Raw genomic sequence first — 15,644 nt, forward strand, 5'->3', positions numbered from 1 at the left:
AAATAGCTGCAACGGAGTCCGATAGCGTGGCGAAAACGAGGAAATTCAGCAAATAAGGGCTATACGGTCCGAACGTAGGGAGTGCATTGGTGATAGTCGTAGGTATTCTATAAGATACGTAGATTCTGGGGAAATCAAAGCCAATACACGGGCTTGGGCTGTCGGTAATTCCTTCCGCGGTTGTCGTTACGGACCGTAAGGCAGCTATTTCAGCTAATTCGCTCATTTTCCCTGAGTTTCGGACTGCATAGCTCTTAATGAACTGAAAAAGGGGATCTGAGGGGTGCTTTTGAGTAAATAGCTGCAACTGAGTCCGATAGTGTGGTGAAAACGAAGAAAATTGGCAGATAGGGGCTATACGGTCCGAACGTAGGGAGTTCAACTGGCGAGAGTGCATTAATGGATGGCAAACAGATTAAAACTGGCTTACAAAGTGAACCAAATCATCTAAATATTGCTCAACAACAATATGTCGTGGGAAAAAGACTGCGGTCAAATATGTTCTTAATGGTGATGAGGCATTCTTTTTTGAGAGCATAGAGTGATCAGCATCAGGAAGATAGAAGACGGAGAGTAGGTTTTTAGGAATTTTTTCACGGTAAACACGTTCGGTTTCCTCAACATCTACATTTATATCTTGCCCGCCAAGAACTAAGTGGACAGGAGTAGTGAAGTTTTTTAAATCCTCGCTCGCATCTGACTGATAATTTTTAGAGAAAAAACCCCATTTTTCTTTGGAAATTAAATCGTCCGATTGTGCAATTCGCAAGTAACTTTCATATGACGCCTGTTCCTTAAGTAGCAGTAGGATTTGCGCGTTATAATCTTCTCTCTTTTTTATCTCCTTTTCCGAAAAACCTTCTAAAATCATCTCTTGTCTGGTATTGTATTGTCCTTGAGAAATCCATTGAATGGCGGGGGATACAAGAATACTGAAGGCGAGATCAGGCACTTTTTTAACAATCTTGGGAATCACCCAGCCCGCCTGACTTGCTCCCCACAAACCAATAGCTTGAGCATCAATCATAGGTAAGGCTTTAGCCCAGTTAATCGCATATATAGTTTCTTGTGCTCTATCCTCCATGCTTTGCTCTAGCCAGTTCCCTGAGGAACCCCCAATACCTGGTTTGTTAAGAGATAAGGAAGCATATCCGGCAGAGGCGAGCTTTTCCCACAAAGGTTTATATCCATCATCGTAAGTATCATTAACTGGGCCATCCCCATGAACAAAAACTACCAGTCCGACGGTTCCAGAGTAGCTTTCGGGCAGAACTAAGGTTCCTGTTAGTTGACCTTGAGGCGTATCAATTTCAATTTTTTGCTCAGTCATTGAGAAAGAATGTTGCTGTAGTACGAACAAGACCGCTGCAATTAACAACGAAATGGTAATCATCCAGACAGTTAGCTTAATTTTCTTTTTCATTCATTGATCCCCCAGATTGTAGCGATGTTTTTCTTGTCATGTAATGCCAAATAGGCTCTTTAAAAAGTAAATGTCTTACCGCGCTATAGTTAGATTTATGGATCTCAAAGTTCAACTGCTGGTACATATTAATGGCTCGTTTATTCTTGTTAGCAACATGTAGCGTTAATTTTTCAACCTTAGAATGACTGTTTACAAAATCCGCCGCCCAACCCAGCAACTCTTTGCCAATTCCCTTATTGCGGTGACTGGACCGAACAGCCAAATGAGCCACATAACACTCTTTTGCTCTAGGTTGATAATCCAAAAAATATAACCCAAGGATTAACTTACAAACATTTAAGTATCCAAATTTCTTGAATAGCTGCAAAAAGGGAGCCCGATTTAGTGGTTTAATTGATCCTTTTTTAAGGGAGAGCGTATCCTGCCATTTTAAGTAGATAGTGCCAACCACTTCTCCGTTTTCATAAGCGATTATTTGTTTAGATGATAAGGAAGAAGAATCTTGTTCCCAAAGTCTTATAAGTAGATCAGCAATTTCATTGTCCTCGAGAGAGAGGAGAGAGTGAAATTTCCCGTGAAATGCATCTACCAATAGCCTGCTTACAGCCTCACGATCTTGTTCCTGGTAATGGGCGATGATAACCTCGTTTGTACTCATTTAGTAGTATCAGCTAGGGCATGCTCGATTTGAATTTGAAGCTCATAATGAAGCTTGTCGTTGTTAAACATGGATAGGTACGATTTTTCCAGAATGATGATTGGTCCCAATACCATGTAGTGATGCCCATTTAAAAAGTGTTCCAGCTTGGCAATTTCATGATCTACATCCTGATCGTCTGTTACAAAAAATGCTTTATAGAGATAGCACCCTTTTTCTAAAAAAATGTCAGGGGCGGGAGTGGTTTCAATGGTTTCAAAGCATAAGGTTACTTGTTCAGAATCGTATACATAATGCAAATCTGTTTCAAATAAATGATGGTTCTGCGGTCTTTTTTCATATAAACTTCGTGCAGTTAGTGTTTCGTTATCCTCTAGCACCAACCACTTTTTCAGATAACGATTGTCCACATGTTTAATTTGATAATCCCCCTCCATGTTGCCATAATCTGCATGTTCTTTTAGTACCTTTTGTATAAATTGTTGCAGCATTATTAATTGGTTTATTTCTGAGTTGATTTTGTTTAGCGATTTCTCTAACAGCTGTTGGTAGTCATTCGTTGCGGATTTATTCATACTTTGGTTAATGGTACTGACAGGGATGTTTAATTTGCGGAGCAACAGGATATGTGCCAATTGATAGATCTCATCGATGCCGTACATCCGGTACTGATTATTGTCTATATAGGATGGAAACAGGATTTCTTTTTCTTCAAAATATCGAATCTGGTGGATAGATACATTCATAAGTTTTGATAGTTCTCCAATTGTAAGGTACGGATTCAAGGGCGGTGCTCCTAACTGTAAGTTATTTGATAAAATAACTATAAACCTTAGGTCAGACCTAAGGTCAAGCGTCGATTAAAATACGGGATAAGCAGAGCACTTTTTTTCTAAATAATGATTAGTAATAGTAATGGGTGGTATTGAAAAAGACTTAGATTTTGGAAGGACAATGCGGGGGTACAACGGATTAGATTCATGATCATTTTTTTTGTATGAGCCTTGTTGGTATGACCTTAGAGTTGCCATTACGGACCGTAATGCAGCTATTCGTACATTTCCGCTCGTATTCCAAAAGTTAGGGACTGCATAGCTCTTATTAGCTGCAAATCGACTCAAAATGGGGTGGTTATGAGCATATAGTTGCAACTGAGTCCGATAGCGTGGCGAAAACGAAGATAATTGGGAAATAAGAGCTATACGGTCCGAACGTAACTTTGTTAATCAAACCAAACTAATCAAAACAAACTAATCAAATCAAATCATCACATTCTAAGCTGATAGGTTCGATTGCGTTCTTTTCCACCAACGATCTCTAGTAGCTGCTGTTCAACTAACTCATGTAAAACACGTCGGGCATGACGATTAGTGACTCTAAGATGATGGGTGAGTTCAACAGGTGTGAAAGGACGCAGAAGACGTCTTGCGAAACGAAGTGTTTCAGCTTCTAACCATGTTAATGAAGAGGGCACGTCTGAAGCCATGAATTTGCCGATGAATGCGAGTACTAGTTGTTGACATAGCTGAGGCTCGTCCGTGATTGAGGGATAGGCGATGGATAGGAAGGTCCAACCGTCTAGCGATAATAAGGAATGGCGTCTACATAAATCTTTGAATCGTCGTACATCAAGATCTCTAGCATGCGGACCGTAGCCTTGAATCTCAATTCCGCCCTTTGCTCCACCTGGCATATAGGCCAGATCAAGATAACGATAACCATTGTTGAAATCGCGCACTTCCCATTCCGGGAACAAGTAGTTGAAGTTTCCTACAGCAGGAAACCATACCGCACGTAGAAATTCGACTGTTCCATAGCCCAACCCTTTTGCAAGAAGCTCCTGTCTGCGGGGATTGTTCTCCTTATCCAAGTTGATCTGTAACCATTCCTCTAGTTGCTGTTCGAATCTGAACATTTTGTGTATCCTCCTTAAGTAATTTTTTTTGAAAAAAGAAAAAGCCGCTCCCATACAATTCCTCCTGAGCTCAGCCCAGGATAGAGATTGTATAAAAGCGGCGTGTTCTTCACGACCTATAGTTGCTATTATAACGAGTGCTGAAGATTTCTTCAATGAGTTACTGTGTATAAAGATGACGAATCTGATTAGGTTTTAGTTGAAGGAAGCTAGCAGGGTGAACGAGCTAAATTTGCTGAAGTTAATAGTTACTCTAAAAGCGGATTCTTCCCTCAGCGCGGCCGCATGGCTTTTCTAGGACGATCATCATGTGGTTACTGATCCGCAAAAATGGATTACGTGCTCTGCGCAATATCATTATTCATTTTCGAACGTTGCGGACCGTATTGCAGCTATTCGTACATTTTCGCTCGTATTCCAAAAGTTACGGACTGCATAGCTCTTATTAGCTGCAAATCGACTCAAAATGGGGTAGTTATGAGCGAATAGTTGCAACTGAGTCCGATAGCGTGGCAAAACCCTCATTTTTCAGCAAATAAGGTCTCCTGAGTCCGCATGCGCGCGGTGTAAGTATTCAGAGTTCCCAACGACGTCAGAATTGTCTATCTAGTCCAAGTCGTCAGATTATCATTGTGTCCATGTCTTCCATGTCCCAAAGTCGTGTAACTCCAGCATGAACGGACCGTATTGCAGCTATTCGTACATTTTCGCTCGTATTCCAAAAGTTACGGACTGCATAGCTCTTACTAGCTGCAAATCGACTCAAAATGCGGTAGTTATGAGCGAATAGTTGCAACTGAGTCCGATAGCGTGGCAAAAACCTCATTTTTCAGCAAATAAGGTCTCCTGATTCCGCATGCGCGCGGTGTAAGTATTCAGAGTTCCCAACGACGTCGGATTTATCTATCTAGTCCAAGATGTCAGATATCATTGTGTTCATGTCTTCCATGTCACCAAAGTCATGTAACTCCAGCATGAACGGACCGTATTGCAGCTATTCGTACATTTTCGCTCGTATTCCAAAAGTTACGGACTGCAAAGCTCTTATTAGCTGCAAATCGACTCAAAATGGGGTAGTTATGAGCGAATAGTTGCAACTGAGTCCGATAGCGTGGCAAAACCCTCATTTTTCAGCAAATAAGGTCTCCTGAGTCCGCATGCGCGCGGTGTAAGTATTCAGAGTTCCCAACGACGTCAGAATTGTCTATCTAGTCCAAGTCGTCAGATTATCATTGTGTCCATGTCTTCCATGTCCCAAAGTCGTGTAACTCCAGCATGAACGGACCGTATTGCAGCTATTCGTACATTTTCGCTCGTATTCCAAAAGTTACGGACTGCATAGCTCTTATTAGCTGCAAATCGACTCAAAATGGGGTAGTTATGTGCAAATAGCTGCAACTGAGTCCGATAGCGTGGCAAAACCCTCATTTTTCAGCAAATAAGGTCTCCTGAGTCCGCATGCGCGCGGCAGATACATTCGAGTTGCCAAAGTAGCATAAGTCGCCCAACTGGTCCTTTCATTTCGTCATTAAACTCATCAAGCTCATACCGTCGTCCTACTCATCGTGCTCATTTCGTCGTCCTACTCATCATGCTCATATCGTCATCATCCTCACACCGTCATCCTACTCATCATGGTCATATCAGACCATCTTTTCATACAAGTCCCGCTTTTTCAGAAAAAAATCCTAATAAAGGCCCATTACTTTGTCGAATTGTGAAGGAAATTAGAAAATTTTATAGAATTATCTATGTTCATCTAAACTTTTTACTCTTCAACACGTGTTGCAGGATGGCCCTGGTGATTGCTGCAGCTTTACTCTTCCATAAAAGGGGCCGATACGATGCTCAAAAGGACATTACTTATCTATCTGATTGGTTTAATTTTATTATCTGCGATTCCTCTATCCATTCTTATGGGTCACGATAAACAAGGGAGTCACCTGCAAGTGCAGCATGGAGTCATGGATCTCGCAGCTTGGGATTACGAACAGGATAAGATTATCAAGTTAGACGGTGAATGGGAGTTTTATTGGAATCACTTATTAACTCCTGAGCATTTTAGGGCGGGTAGCGCAGATATACCTGCTTCTTCAGCTTGGATGGAGGTGCCCTCCCGGTGGAACGGCAACATCGTTAATGGAAGCCCTTTACCCGCCTTCGGTTCTGCCACCTATCGGATGGTTCTAAAAAACCTGCCCGTAAGTGGGGTATTCGCCTTGAAAAAAACAAATATCCGCTTTTCAAGCAGGATTTTTGTTAATGGACAGTCAGTTATTGAGGATGGTAATCCTGCTGCTAATGAAGCTGATTATCGGTCAGGAAATATCCCGCAGATTGGGCTTTTTTCGTCTGATAAGGGAGATGTAGAAATCATAATTCAAGTCTCCAACTTCGATTATGTAAATGGGGGCATTCCGGTTTCTTTATCCTTTGGTGAGGAAGCAGCAATGATGGAGGTTCAGCAGAAGAGTACGGCCCGTGAATTTAGCACCGTTGCTATTTTAGGCACACTTGCCCTTATCTTTTTTATCTGCTTTGGGGCAGCGTCCTTATACCGTAAGCAGGATTACTCTTTACTTGTGTTTGCGACTATTTGTTTGCTGTTTGCGATATATCATGGGTTGATCGGTGAGCGTTCACTCTTACTCTTTTTCCCTAAACTTTCGTTCATAATGCTCTACAAAGTAAAGGATATAAGCTCCATCTCCTGCTTTATTGTGCTCGCAATATTTTTTTACCAAATGCACAAAAGCATAATATCTTTAAAATTTACTCAAGCCATAACGATTGTTTTAGGCAGCTTTATAATTCTGGTCGCCATCCTGCCGATTCGTTCTTACACGGTCATTTATCCGTATGTGATTATTTTATATGAGCTGATGTTAATTTGGATGTTATGTAGAGTGGCCACCCTGTATATCAGAAGCGCAGAAGTAAATAGAATCAAATTGCTGCTGATGTTTATGGCGATTCTAGCTATTAATCTATATTCCATAGATATTATTCTGTTTGCTCTATCTATAAAAGAGAACCTTTGGCTCGGACAGTTTTACATTGTGGCTTTTAATATCATCATGATCGTGCTGATTGTTCTACGTTTTTTTGAAGCCTACCATACCATAGACGAGATGAAAAACCAGTTGATTGGGCTGGATAAAATTAAAGATGAATTCCTTTCCAACACCTCACATGAACTAAAAACACCTCTAAATGCCATAGTGAACATTACAGCTACGCTGCTGGATGGGGTTGAGGGTCCAGTTAATGAAAAACAAGCGCAGAATCTAGCGATCGTAATCGGGAGCGGCAGAAGATTAACACATATGGTAAATGAACTACTCGATTATTCCAAAATGAAGTACGGAGACATCACATTATACAAAAGCAAACTGGATTTGAAAGCCGTTGTTGATTCCGTCATTGGCATTCATTCTTTTCTGCTCGGAGAAAAGTCGATCCTGCTCGTTAACAGAGTCGCTTCGAATTTCCCTATGGTGAATGCAGATGGCAATCGCCTGATTCAAATTTTCCACAACTTGGTTGATAATGCGATTAAATTTACGGAACAGGGTGAAATAGAGATTAGTGCCAGAGTTATTCAGGAGTGGGTGGAAGTACGTGTGGCAGACACAGGTTTGGGAATCTCACCGGAAATGCAGGAGCGTATTTTCAAAGCTTTTGAGCAGGTGGATGAGGCGGAGATTCATAGTCATGGTGGAACAGGACTCGGATTAAGTATTACTAAGAAGCTAGTAGAACTGCATGGCGGGAACATAGCTGTGGAATCTACAGTGGGAAAAGGTTCGGTGTTTATTTTTACACTTCCACGGTGGGATAAAGCGGTTAAGCCAATCACGAGACCTACCCTTAAGGCGGTACATTCTTATAAAGAATTAAGTTTCTCCCATGGTGGTTATCCCCTTTATATCAAAGGCGAGATCGATGAGCCCATTTTAGTAGTGGACGATGATTTTGCCAATCTGCAATCTATGATCAATCTGTTTAAGCTAGAGAAATATTCTATTGTGGTTGTTAATCGCGGGCAGATGGCACTTGAGGAGCTAGCGAAAAACACAGATTTTTTTCTGGTGGTACTGGATATTACCATGCCGGACATTTCGGGTTACGAGGTTCTGCAAAAGATTAGAGAGAGATTTACTCCTTTTGAGCTGCCTGTGTTAATGTTGACGGCCAAGAACAGGGTGAGCGATATGAAGATGTCCATGGATAACGGTGCAAATGACTATGTGGGAAAACCTTTTGAAGCTGAAGAGCTAATGGCACGTGTTAAAAGTCTGACCCGATTGAGAGCTTCCGTGAAGACTGCCAAAGACGCCGAAATAGCTTTTTTACGATCCCAGATCAAACCTCATTTCTTATACAATGCTCTGAATTCAATTGCTGAACTATGTGTGGAAGAACCTGAGAAGGCCGAAGAGTTGACACTGCAGCTGTCACAGTATTCGCGAAGCAGCTTTGATTTCAAACAACTGGATTCACTAACGAGTCTGGAGAATGAGATTGAGCTGGTAGAGGCTTATATCAATATTGAAAAAGCACGCTTCGGTGCCAGATTAAATGTGGAATATGATGTGAGAGTTAATACGGATTACCGGATTCCTCCGCTGATTCTACAGCCTTTGGTCGAAAATGCAATAAGGCATGGCCTAATGTCCAATTTGCGGGGTGGCACGGTAAATATATCTGTAAAAGAATTAGAGAATTCGGTGATTAGCTTTATTGTGGAGGATAATGGATCTGGAATGAGTGAGCATAAATTGAAAGAAGTAATGAAGTCAGATGTAGATAAAAGAGGGGTGGGGCTGTGGAATATCAGTCAGCGCATCAAGCTATTATATGGAAAAAATATTCATATTCAAAGTGCTGAAGGATTAGGCACAACGGTATCTTTTGAAATTCCAATACAGCAGCTTAAGCGGATGGGAGGTTAAGGCATGCTGCGAGCGATTATTGTAGATGATGAGGAGTTATCGGTAAAACGCCTGAAGCGGATCTTATCGCAGAGCGGAGAGATTGAAGTCTATGAGACGTTTTTGGATCCAGCGGAAGCCTATGCTTTTGCGAAGGCCAATCCGATAGATGTAGCTTTTTTGGATATTTCTATGCCTGAGACGAATGGGATGAAGCTTTCTAGCCTTTTGCATGAATTGGATGAATCGATAGATGTGGTTTTTGTAACCGGATTTGATGAGTATGCGCTGCAGGCTTTTGACCTAAGTGCAGTGGATTATCTTTTGAAGCCTGTAACTGCGGAGCGGTTGTCTAAGACGTTAGAGAAACTCAAAAAAATGAATCGAAATACAACGGCTGAGCCTACGTTAGAAGTTTTTTTGTTTAATGGTTTAAAAGTGTATCGCAGAACGCAGAACAGAGAGCTAATCAAGCTGAGAAGTCCAAAAACAGAAGAATTATTTGCTTTTCTGGTTAGTAAAGGAACGGTTAGCCGGGAGGAAATTATCGACACGTTGTGGAGCGGATTGGAGCCTGAAAAAGCATGGAAGAATCTGAACTCGACGCTGTATTATATTCGAAAAGCAATCGGCGCCAATTATATAAAAGCAAGCAGGAACGAAATTCATGTAGTAGAGAGCAGCATTTATTGTGATCTGTATGAATTTGAGCGATTGTTAAAGCAAATCAGGCAAACCTCTGAAAGACATGTTGAATGGATGATTCAAGCAGAAGTTTTATACTCAGGAGCATTACTCAAAGGAAAAGCCTATGAATGGGCTAGTAGCAGGACCCGGAGACTCGAGCATGAATATATAGGATTGCTGGAGCTGGCTGCAAGATTTCATTTAGAGCAGAATCAGCAGCATCAAGCACTACATTATTTTGGAGAAATATTAAAATTAGATTCCTTGCGAGAGGACATCTATCATGAAATCATCAACTTATTAATTGAATTAGGGCGAATGAATGAAGCACAGCGGAAATTTGGCCAATTGGAAGAGATGTTGCAGCAAGAGCTCGGAACAACACCTGATCCTAAACTCAAAGCGTTAATGAAACAGAAGTTATTGTAATGGAAGGAACCTTCGAATGGATGGTTATCGAGGGTTCTTTTTTTGTTTATTTTTTGTTTATCTTAATTTTGTATAATACTCTCGATTATTGTCGAATTAATGACATGATTTATGCTAGAGGGGGAAATAGAGTTTGAAGCCATCATTTATGAAAATAGGCATTAGTATTTCTTTATGTACTGGACTTGTGGTGCAGGGGGTGGGTCCTATGCAAACTCCAATCATAAGTGCAAAAGCTAGTTTCGGTTGGATCGAGAATAGCCCAGCTATAATAACGTCCATCAATGAAGATGACTATTCCAACGCAGGGGTTGAGGTAGCCAGCTTTTTGACAGGAAAAGTATCGGATCCAGCGTCAACAGGGATTGCTGTAGTAGCTTTAGATAATACCAAAGGGGCCTGGCAGTATTACAACACGGTGGGAAGAATTTGGTATAATATCGAGCCGGTGTCGAACAGTAATGCTTTTCTGCTGCTGAAATCGGAGAAAATCCGTTTTGTCCCGGCTAAAGACTGGAACGGAACTGCTTCCATTAGCTTTAAGCTATGGGATACAACAGCATCAGGTTATCAAAATTATCAAAAAAATGCGAATACCACAGTATCTGCCGCGTTCAGCTCAGATCCGGGTATAGCCGTAATTACTGTAAATCCAGTGAACGATGCACCTTATCTGACAGAACTAAATGGTGGGGACTATCTTAGTTTTGACGGCAACGGGGATTATGTGACCTTCCCGGATCAACGGATTTATGGGAATTCTTTTACAGTTGAAGGATTTTTGAAGGTAGATGCTTTTCAGACCTGGATGAGATTTTTTGAATCATCGATCGCAGAGCAGAACCACAATATTTTTGTGGGTTTTAACGGCAAACGGATGAATTTCACTGCCTACACTAATAAGGGAGATATTAATGTCACTGAGGATTTCCCGATTTCTAAATGGGTTCATGTCGCGATTGTTTATGATCACAGTCAGAAAAAGGGACGGATTTATTGGGATGGTGTACTTAAGGCAGAAGGGGCTATGGATTTAAGTACTGTAGGCAACGTTGCACGTCCGAATAACTGGCTTGGAAAAAGCACGTGGAGACAGGACGGAGATTATAACGGTGGAATGAGAGACGTGAGGTTCTGGAGTAAAGCCAAGACCCAAAGTGATATTGTTCGAGAAATGAATGTCGACTTGACAGGCTCGGAGCCTAATCTGGCTTTAAACTATAAATTAGCGAATAGCAATGATGGGAATGTCGCTATTAATACTTCTGGTCTTCCCCTTAAGAACGGTACAATTACTGGGGCAACCTGGAAGCAGGACACAGGTTTTATGGGGAATACTACAACCGATAAAAACAAGTCGGTCTCACGATCCTTTAAGGTCCTCGATGTGGATGGAGATGACCTACAAGTATCAGCTACTTCCTCGAATACGCTCTTAATTCCGAATAATGGACTGAAAATAAGTGGAAGTGGTGAGCAACGAACTTTAGAAATAACACCCGCAGCGAATGCTTTTGGCACCAGTGTGATTTCAGTCAAAGTAAGTGATGGAACATTAAACAACACCTACACTTTTAATGTGACGGTAAACAATACGGGGGATGTAATCGTAACCGGAGTGTCTTTGGATAAACCATCACTGAGTTTAACACAAGGAGAAGCAGGGGACACACTTAGTGCCGTAATAACACCTGCTGATGCCACGAACAAAACAGTAAATTGGAGCACTAGTGATGAAACTGTTGCAACCGTTGTAAACGGAGTGGTAACTCCAGTTGGCGTTGGAACAGCGATCATCACGGTAACGACTACTGATGGAAGTTTTACTGCTTCGTCTGTAGTAAATGTAAGTTCTCCAATCCCGCCGGTTGTGAACGTAACTGGTGTGAAGCTAGATCAGGAGACACTGGAATTAACAGCTGGAGAAGCTGATGGACTCCTAAAAGCAACAATAGAGCCTGCCAATGCAACGGATAAAGACGTGATCTGGAGCTCCAGCGATGAGACAGTTGCGACCGTTGTAAACGGAGTGGTAACTCCGGTTGGTGAGGGTACAGCTGTTATTACGGTAACGACGAAAGATGGAAGTTTTAAGGCTTCAACCACAGTAAATGTAAGTGCTCCAATCCCGTCGGTTGTGGACGTAACTGGAGTGAAGCTAGATCAGGAGACACTGGAATTAACAGCTGGAGAAGCTGATGGACTCCTAAAAGCAACAATAGAGCCTGCCAATGCAACGGATAAAGACGTGATCTGGAGCTCTAGCGATGAGACAGTCGCGACCGTTGTGAACGGAGTAGTAACTCCGGTTGGTGAGGGTACAGCAGTTATTACGGTAACGACCAAAGATGGAAGTTTTACGGCTTCAACCACAGTTAGTGTGAGTGCCCCAATCCCTCCCATTGTGGACGTAACTGGAGTGAAGCTAGATCAGGAGACACTGGAATTAACAGCTGGAGAAGCTGATGGAATCCTAAAAGCAACAATAGAGCCTGCCAATGCAACGGATAAAGACGTGATCTGGAGCTCCAGCGATGAGACAGTCGCGACCGTTATAAACGGAGTGGTAACTCCGGTTGGTGAGGGTACAGCTGTTATTACGGTAACGACCAAAGATGGAAGTTTTAAGGCTTCAACCACAGTAAATGTAGCCGCTCCTAAGCCACCTAGCGTTATCGTAACTGGGGTGACTTTAGACCAGACAGAACTTAACTTAACGGTGGGTGAAGGCGACGGTAATCTACAAGTTACAGTAGCACCTGCTAATGCGACAAATAAAGGTGTGATCTGGAGCTCCAGCGATGAGACAGTAGCTAAGGTTGTTTATGGAGTAGTAACTCCGATTGGTGAGGGAACAGCCATCATTACGGTAACGACGAAAGATGGAAGTTATACGGCTTCTACAACCGTCACTGTGAAGGCTCCTGTTAAGCCAGTTACAGCACCAGGAATTCCAACATCTGTAACTGCAACTGCAGAGAATGGTCAAGCAATCATCACCTTTATACCGCCGGTGAACGATGGAGGCAGCGAAATCATAGGATATATTGTAACTGCTAATCCGGGAGGTTTGACGGTTATGGGAACTGGAAGTCCGCTGACAATCAGTGGTTTGACGAATGGAACAAGCTATACCTTCACGATACAGGCAATCAATAAAGCTGGCATCAGCGAATCCTCTGCTGAGTCCAATGCAGTTGTTCCTAGCACTTCATCTGGTGGTGATGTTGTTGTTCCGTGGCAACCAACCCCATCAGCAACTCCGGCACCTGTGGTAAATGATGCTTCCATCCTAATCAATGGTAAAGCGGAAACAGTGGGAACCGCAACGAATGGTAAACGGAATGAGCAAACGTTAACCACCATTGTGTTAGATCAGAAGAAGCTAGAGGACAAGCTCGCCACTGAAGGTAAAGGTACGGTAGTTTCTATCGCTGCAAATAGTAAATCTGATGTTATAGTTGGCGAACTAAACGGACAAATGGTTAAAAATATGCAGGGTAATCAGGCAATTCTTGAGATCAAAACAGGAAATGCGACATTTACACTGCCTGCTCAGCAAATTAATATTGACGCTTTGAACGAGCAAATCGGCAAGTCGGTAGCTTTGCAAGATATTAAGATACAGATTGAAATTAGCGCCCCTACAGCCGATAAAGTTAAAGCTTTAGAAGCAGCTGCGCAAAAAGGATCCTTTTCATTAGTTTCCGCGCCAGTTAATTTTACGGCCAGAGGTATCTACGGAGATAAGAGTATTGAACTTTCCCAATTCAATACGTATGTTAAACGTACCATAGCCATTCCTGAGGGGATGGACCCGAACAAGATTACAACTGGAGTGTATGTTGATTCCGAAGGTTCGGTACACCATGTACCTACTAAAGTGGTTGTAATTGATGGCAAATATTTTGCTACTATCAACAGCTTAAGCGGAGGTACTTACTCCGTAATCTGGCATCCGCTTGAATTTAGTGATGTGGCTAATCACTGGGCAAAAGAGGCAGTGAACGATATGGGCTCTCGATTAGTCATTGAGGGAACAGGTAATGGTCAATTTACTCCGGATCAAGCCATTACCCGTGCAGAGTTTGCGGCGATTGTTGTACGCGGTCTGGGACTTGAGATGGAACAAGCTGCAACACCATTCTCAGATGTAAAGACCACGGATTGGTATAACAGTGCGATCAACACAGCATTTGCTTATCAATTAATCAATGGTTTTGAAGATGGTATGTTCCGCCCTGATGAACATATTACCCGCGAACAAGCGATGTTAATTATCGCCAAAGCGATGAAAATTACAGCGCTACAGACTAAGCTTTCTGTTCAATCGGCTGACGTTTTGTTAGCTCCATTTACAGATAGTAGTGAGGTTTCTAACTGGGCGATCAGTGGAGTTACTGACACTTTGCAGGCAGGCATTATCATGGGAAGAAGCAGTAAAGGGCTTGCTCCAAAAGATGATATGACAAGAGCTGAGGTTGCAGAGATCGTGAAGCGGCTACTTGAAAAGTCAGATTTAATTTAATCTACTAAGCTCCAGAATTGTGATGAAGAAAGAGGATTCGTTCAAAGAACATTGAACGAGTCCTCTTTTCTTTTTATGGTTAGCCAAGCAGGAGAATGGCTAGTTATCCAGAAAAAATAACTTAGATCGTTTATACGATAATTAGAAAAGAGGCGAAATCTATGGAAATAAATCCACTCATTAATGATGTATTTCAGGCAGCAGAATCAGGCCATGTAGAACGGCTGAAAGAAATCCTGGAAGCTCATCCGTACCTTGCGAATATGGAGAATAACGAGGGTCTTACACCGCTTGGTTATGCCGCGCATTTTGGTAAAGTGGAAGCTGTTCAGGTTTTGTTAGACTATGGTGCTGACATTGATGCAATGTCACATTCCCAAATCAGCTATATTCCATCCAACACAGCATTACATGCGGCAATTGCTGGTGAGCGAAATATGGAGGTGATCCGGGTTCTTTTGCAACATCAGGCCAAGACCAATATATTTGATAGTGATGGTTATACTTCCTTACATTCTGCTGCTTTTCATACGGATAATGTAGAACTAATAGAGTTGTTAATCGAACATGGCGCCGACATTTCTGCTAAAATTAAAAGTGGTGAATCTGCATGGTCGGTTGCGATTAAGCAGAGTAATCATAATGTTGCAGAATTTCTCCGCGGAAAAGGAGTAGTCTTGAATGAAAATCACAGTGGATGATAAGAATGATTCAACGGTAGCTATAATCTCTGGAGAAGAGATCATTATCAATAATGTAAGGGATGCCTTAGACTTAATGATGAATGTGAAATACCAAGGATGCGATAAAATGCTTCTGAGGAAGGAACAGATTACGGATGATTTTTTCGAGCTAAAGTCTGGAATTGCTGGTGAGATTGCTCAAAAATATACAAACTATCAGATGAGAGTTGCTATCGTAGGAGAATTTACAAGCTATAACAGCAAAAGTCTGAATGATTTTTTTTACGAATGCAATCAAGGCGATAAGATGTTGTTCAAAAGTACTGAAGCTGAGGCTTTAGCAGCCCTTCATTTATGCAAATCGTGGAGATGATCTTGAGAGGA

At 42.0% G+C, this 15,644-nt stretch carries 10 protein-coding genes; 6 read left to right on the forward strand and 4 right to left on the reverse strand.

All coding sequences use genetic code 11. From position 1 onward, the window contains the following. Positions 1-415: 415 nt before the first annotated feature. The 4 genes from NST45_RS09770 to NST45_RS09785 all read right to left on the reverse strand — a co-directional run bounded on the left by NST45_RS09770 (position 416) and on the right by NST45_RS09785 (position 3,999). The gene (locus NST45_RS09770; protein WP_076098976.1) at positions 416-1,423 is read right to left on the reverse strand and encodes an alpha/beta hydrolase; all 1,008 of its coding nucleotides are present in this window, start codon (positions 1,421-1,423) and stop codon (positions 416-418) included. Continuing rightward, on the reverse strand, positions 1,407-2,084 hold the full coding sequence (locus NST45_RS09775; RefSeq protein WP_036688169.1) for a GNAT family N-acetyltransferase: 678 nt from the start codon (positions 2,082-2,084) through the stop codon (positions 1,407-1,409). Before NST45_RS09775 ends, NST45_RS09770 begins: the two co-directional genes overlap by 17 nt. Further along, the gene (locus NST45_RS09780; RefSeq protein WP_036688167.1) at positions 2,081-2,869 is read right to left on the reverse strand and encodes a MerR family transcriptional regulator; all 789 of its coding nucleotides are present in this window, start codon (positions 2,867-2,869) and stop codon (positions 2,081-2,083) included. Before NST45_RS09780 ends, NST45_RS09775 begins: the two co-directional genes overlap by 4 nt. A 482-nt stretch (positions 2,870-3,351) precedes the next feature. Then, positions 3,352-3,999: a transcriptional regulator gene (locus tag NST45_RS09785; RefSeq protein WP_076106179.1), complete on the reverse strand. Its 648-nt coding sequence runs from the start codon at positions 3,997-3,999 to the stop codon at positions 3,352-3,354. Positions 4,000-4,307: 308 nt separating this feature from the next. Between NST45_RS09785 and NST45_RS09790 the strand changes: the two genes are divergently transcribed. The 6 genes from NST45_RS09790 to NST45_RS09815 all read left to right on the forward strand — a co-directional run bounded on the left by NST45_RS09790 (position 4,308) and on the right by NST45_RS09815 (position 15,633). After that, positions 4,308-4,448 (forward strand): hypothetical protein, encoded by a 141-nt coding sequence (locus NST45_RS09790; protein WP_339825483.1) that lies wholly within the window; start codon positions 4,308-4,310, stop codon positions 4,446-4,448. A 1,395-nt stretch (positions 4,449-5,843) separates the two neighbouring features. Beyond that, positions 5,844-8,954, forward strand: a complete 3,111-nt coding sequence (locus NST45_RS09795; protein ID WP_339825486.1) for an ATP-binding protein — start codon at positions 5,844-5,846, stop codon at positions 8,952-8,954. Positions 8,955-8,957: 3 nt separating this feature from the next. Then, positions 8,958-10,049 (forward strand): response regulator, encoded by a 1,092-nt coding sequence (locus NST45_RS09800; protein WP_036688106.1) that lies wholly within the window; start codon positions 8,958-8,960, stop codon positions 10,047-10,049. A gap of 208 nt (positions 10,050-10,257) precedes the next feature. Then, positions 10,258-14,577, forward strand: a complete 4,320-nt coding sequence (locus NST45_RS09805) for an Ig-like domain-containing protein (RefSeq protein ID WP_339825489.1) — start codon at positions 10,258-10,260, stop codon at positions 14,575-14,577. Between the two features lie 161 nt (positions 14,578-14,738). After that, entirely contained in the window at positions 14,739-15,278 is a 540-nt protein-coding gene (locus NST45_RS09810) for an ankyrin repeat domain-containing protein (protein ID WP_038571694.1), read from the forward strand. Next, positions 15,259-15,633 carry a DUF4180 domain-containing protein gene (locus NST45_RS09815; RefSeq protein WP_038571690.1) on the forward strand — a complete coding sequence of 125 codons (375 nt, stop codon included), beginning with the start codon at positions 15,259-15,261 and terminating at the stop codon, positions 15,631-15,633. The genes NST45_RS09810 and NST45_RS09815 overlap by 20 nt, the downstream gene beginning before the upstream one ends. The last annotated feature ends 11 nt before the right edge of the window (positions 15,634-15,644 follow it).

It is taken from the genome of Paenibacillus sp. FSL R7-0163, from assembly GCF_037969975.1.
Lineage (GTDB): Bacteria > Bacillota > Bacilli > Paenibacillales > Paenibacillaceae > Paenibacillus_AQ > Paenibacillus_AQ odorifer.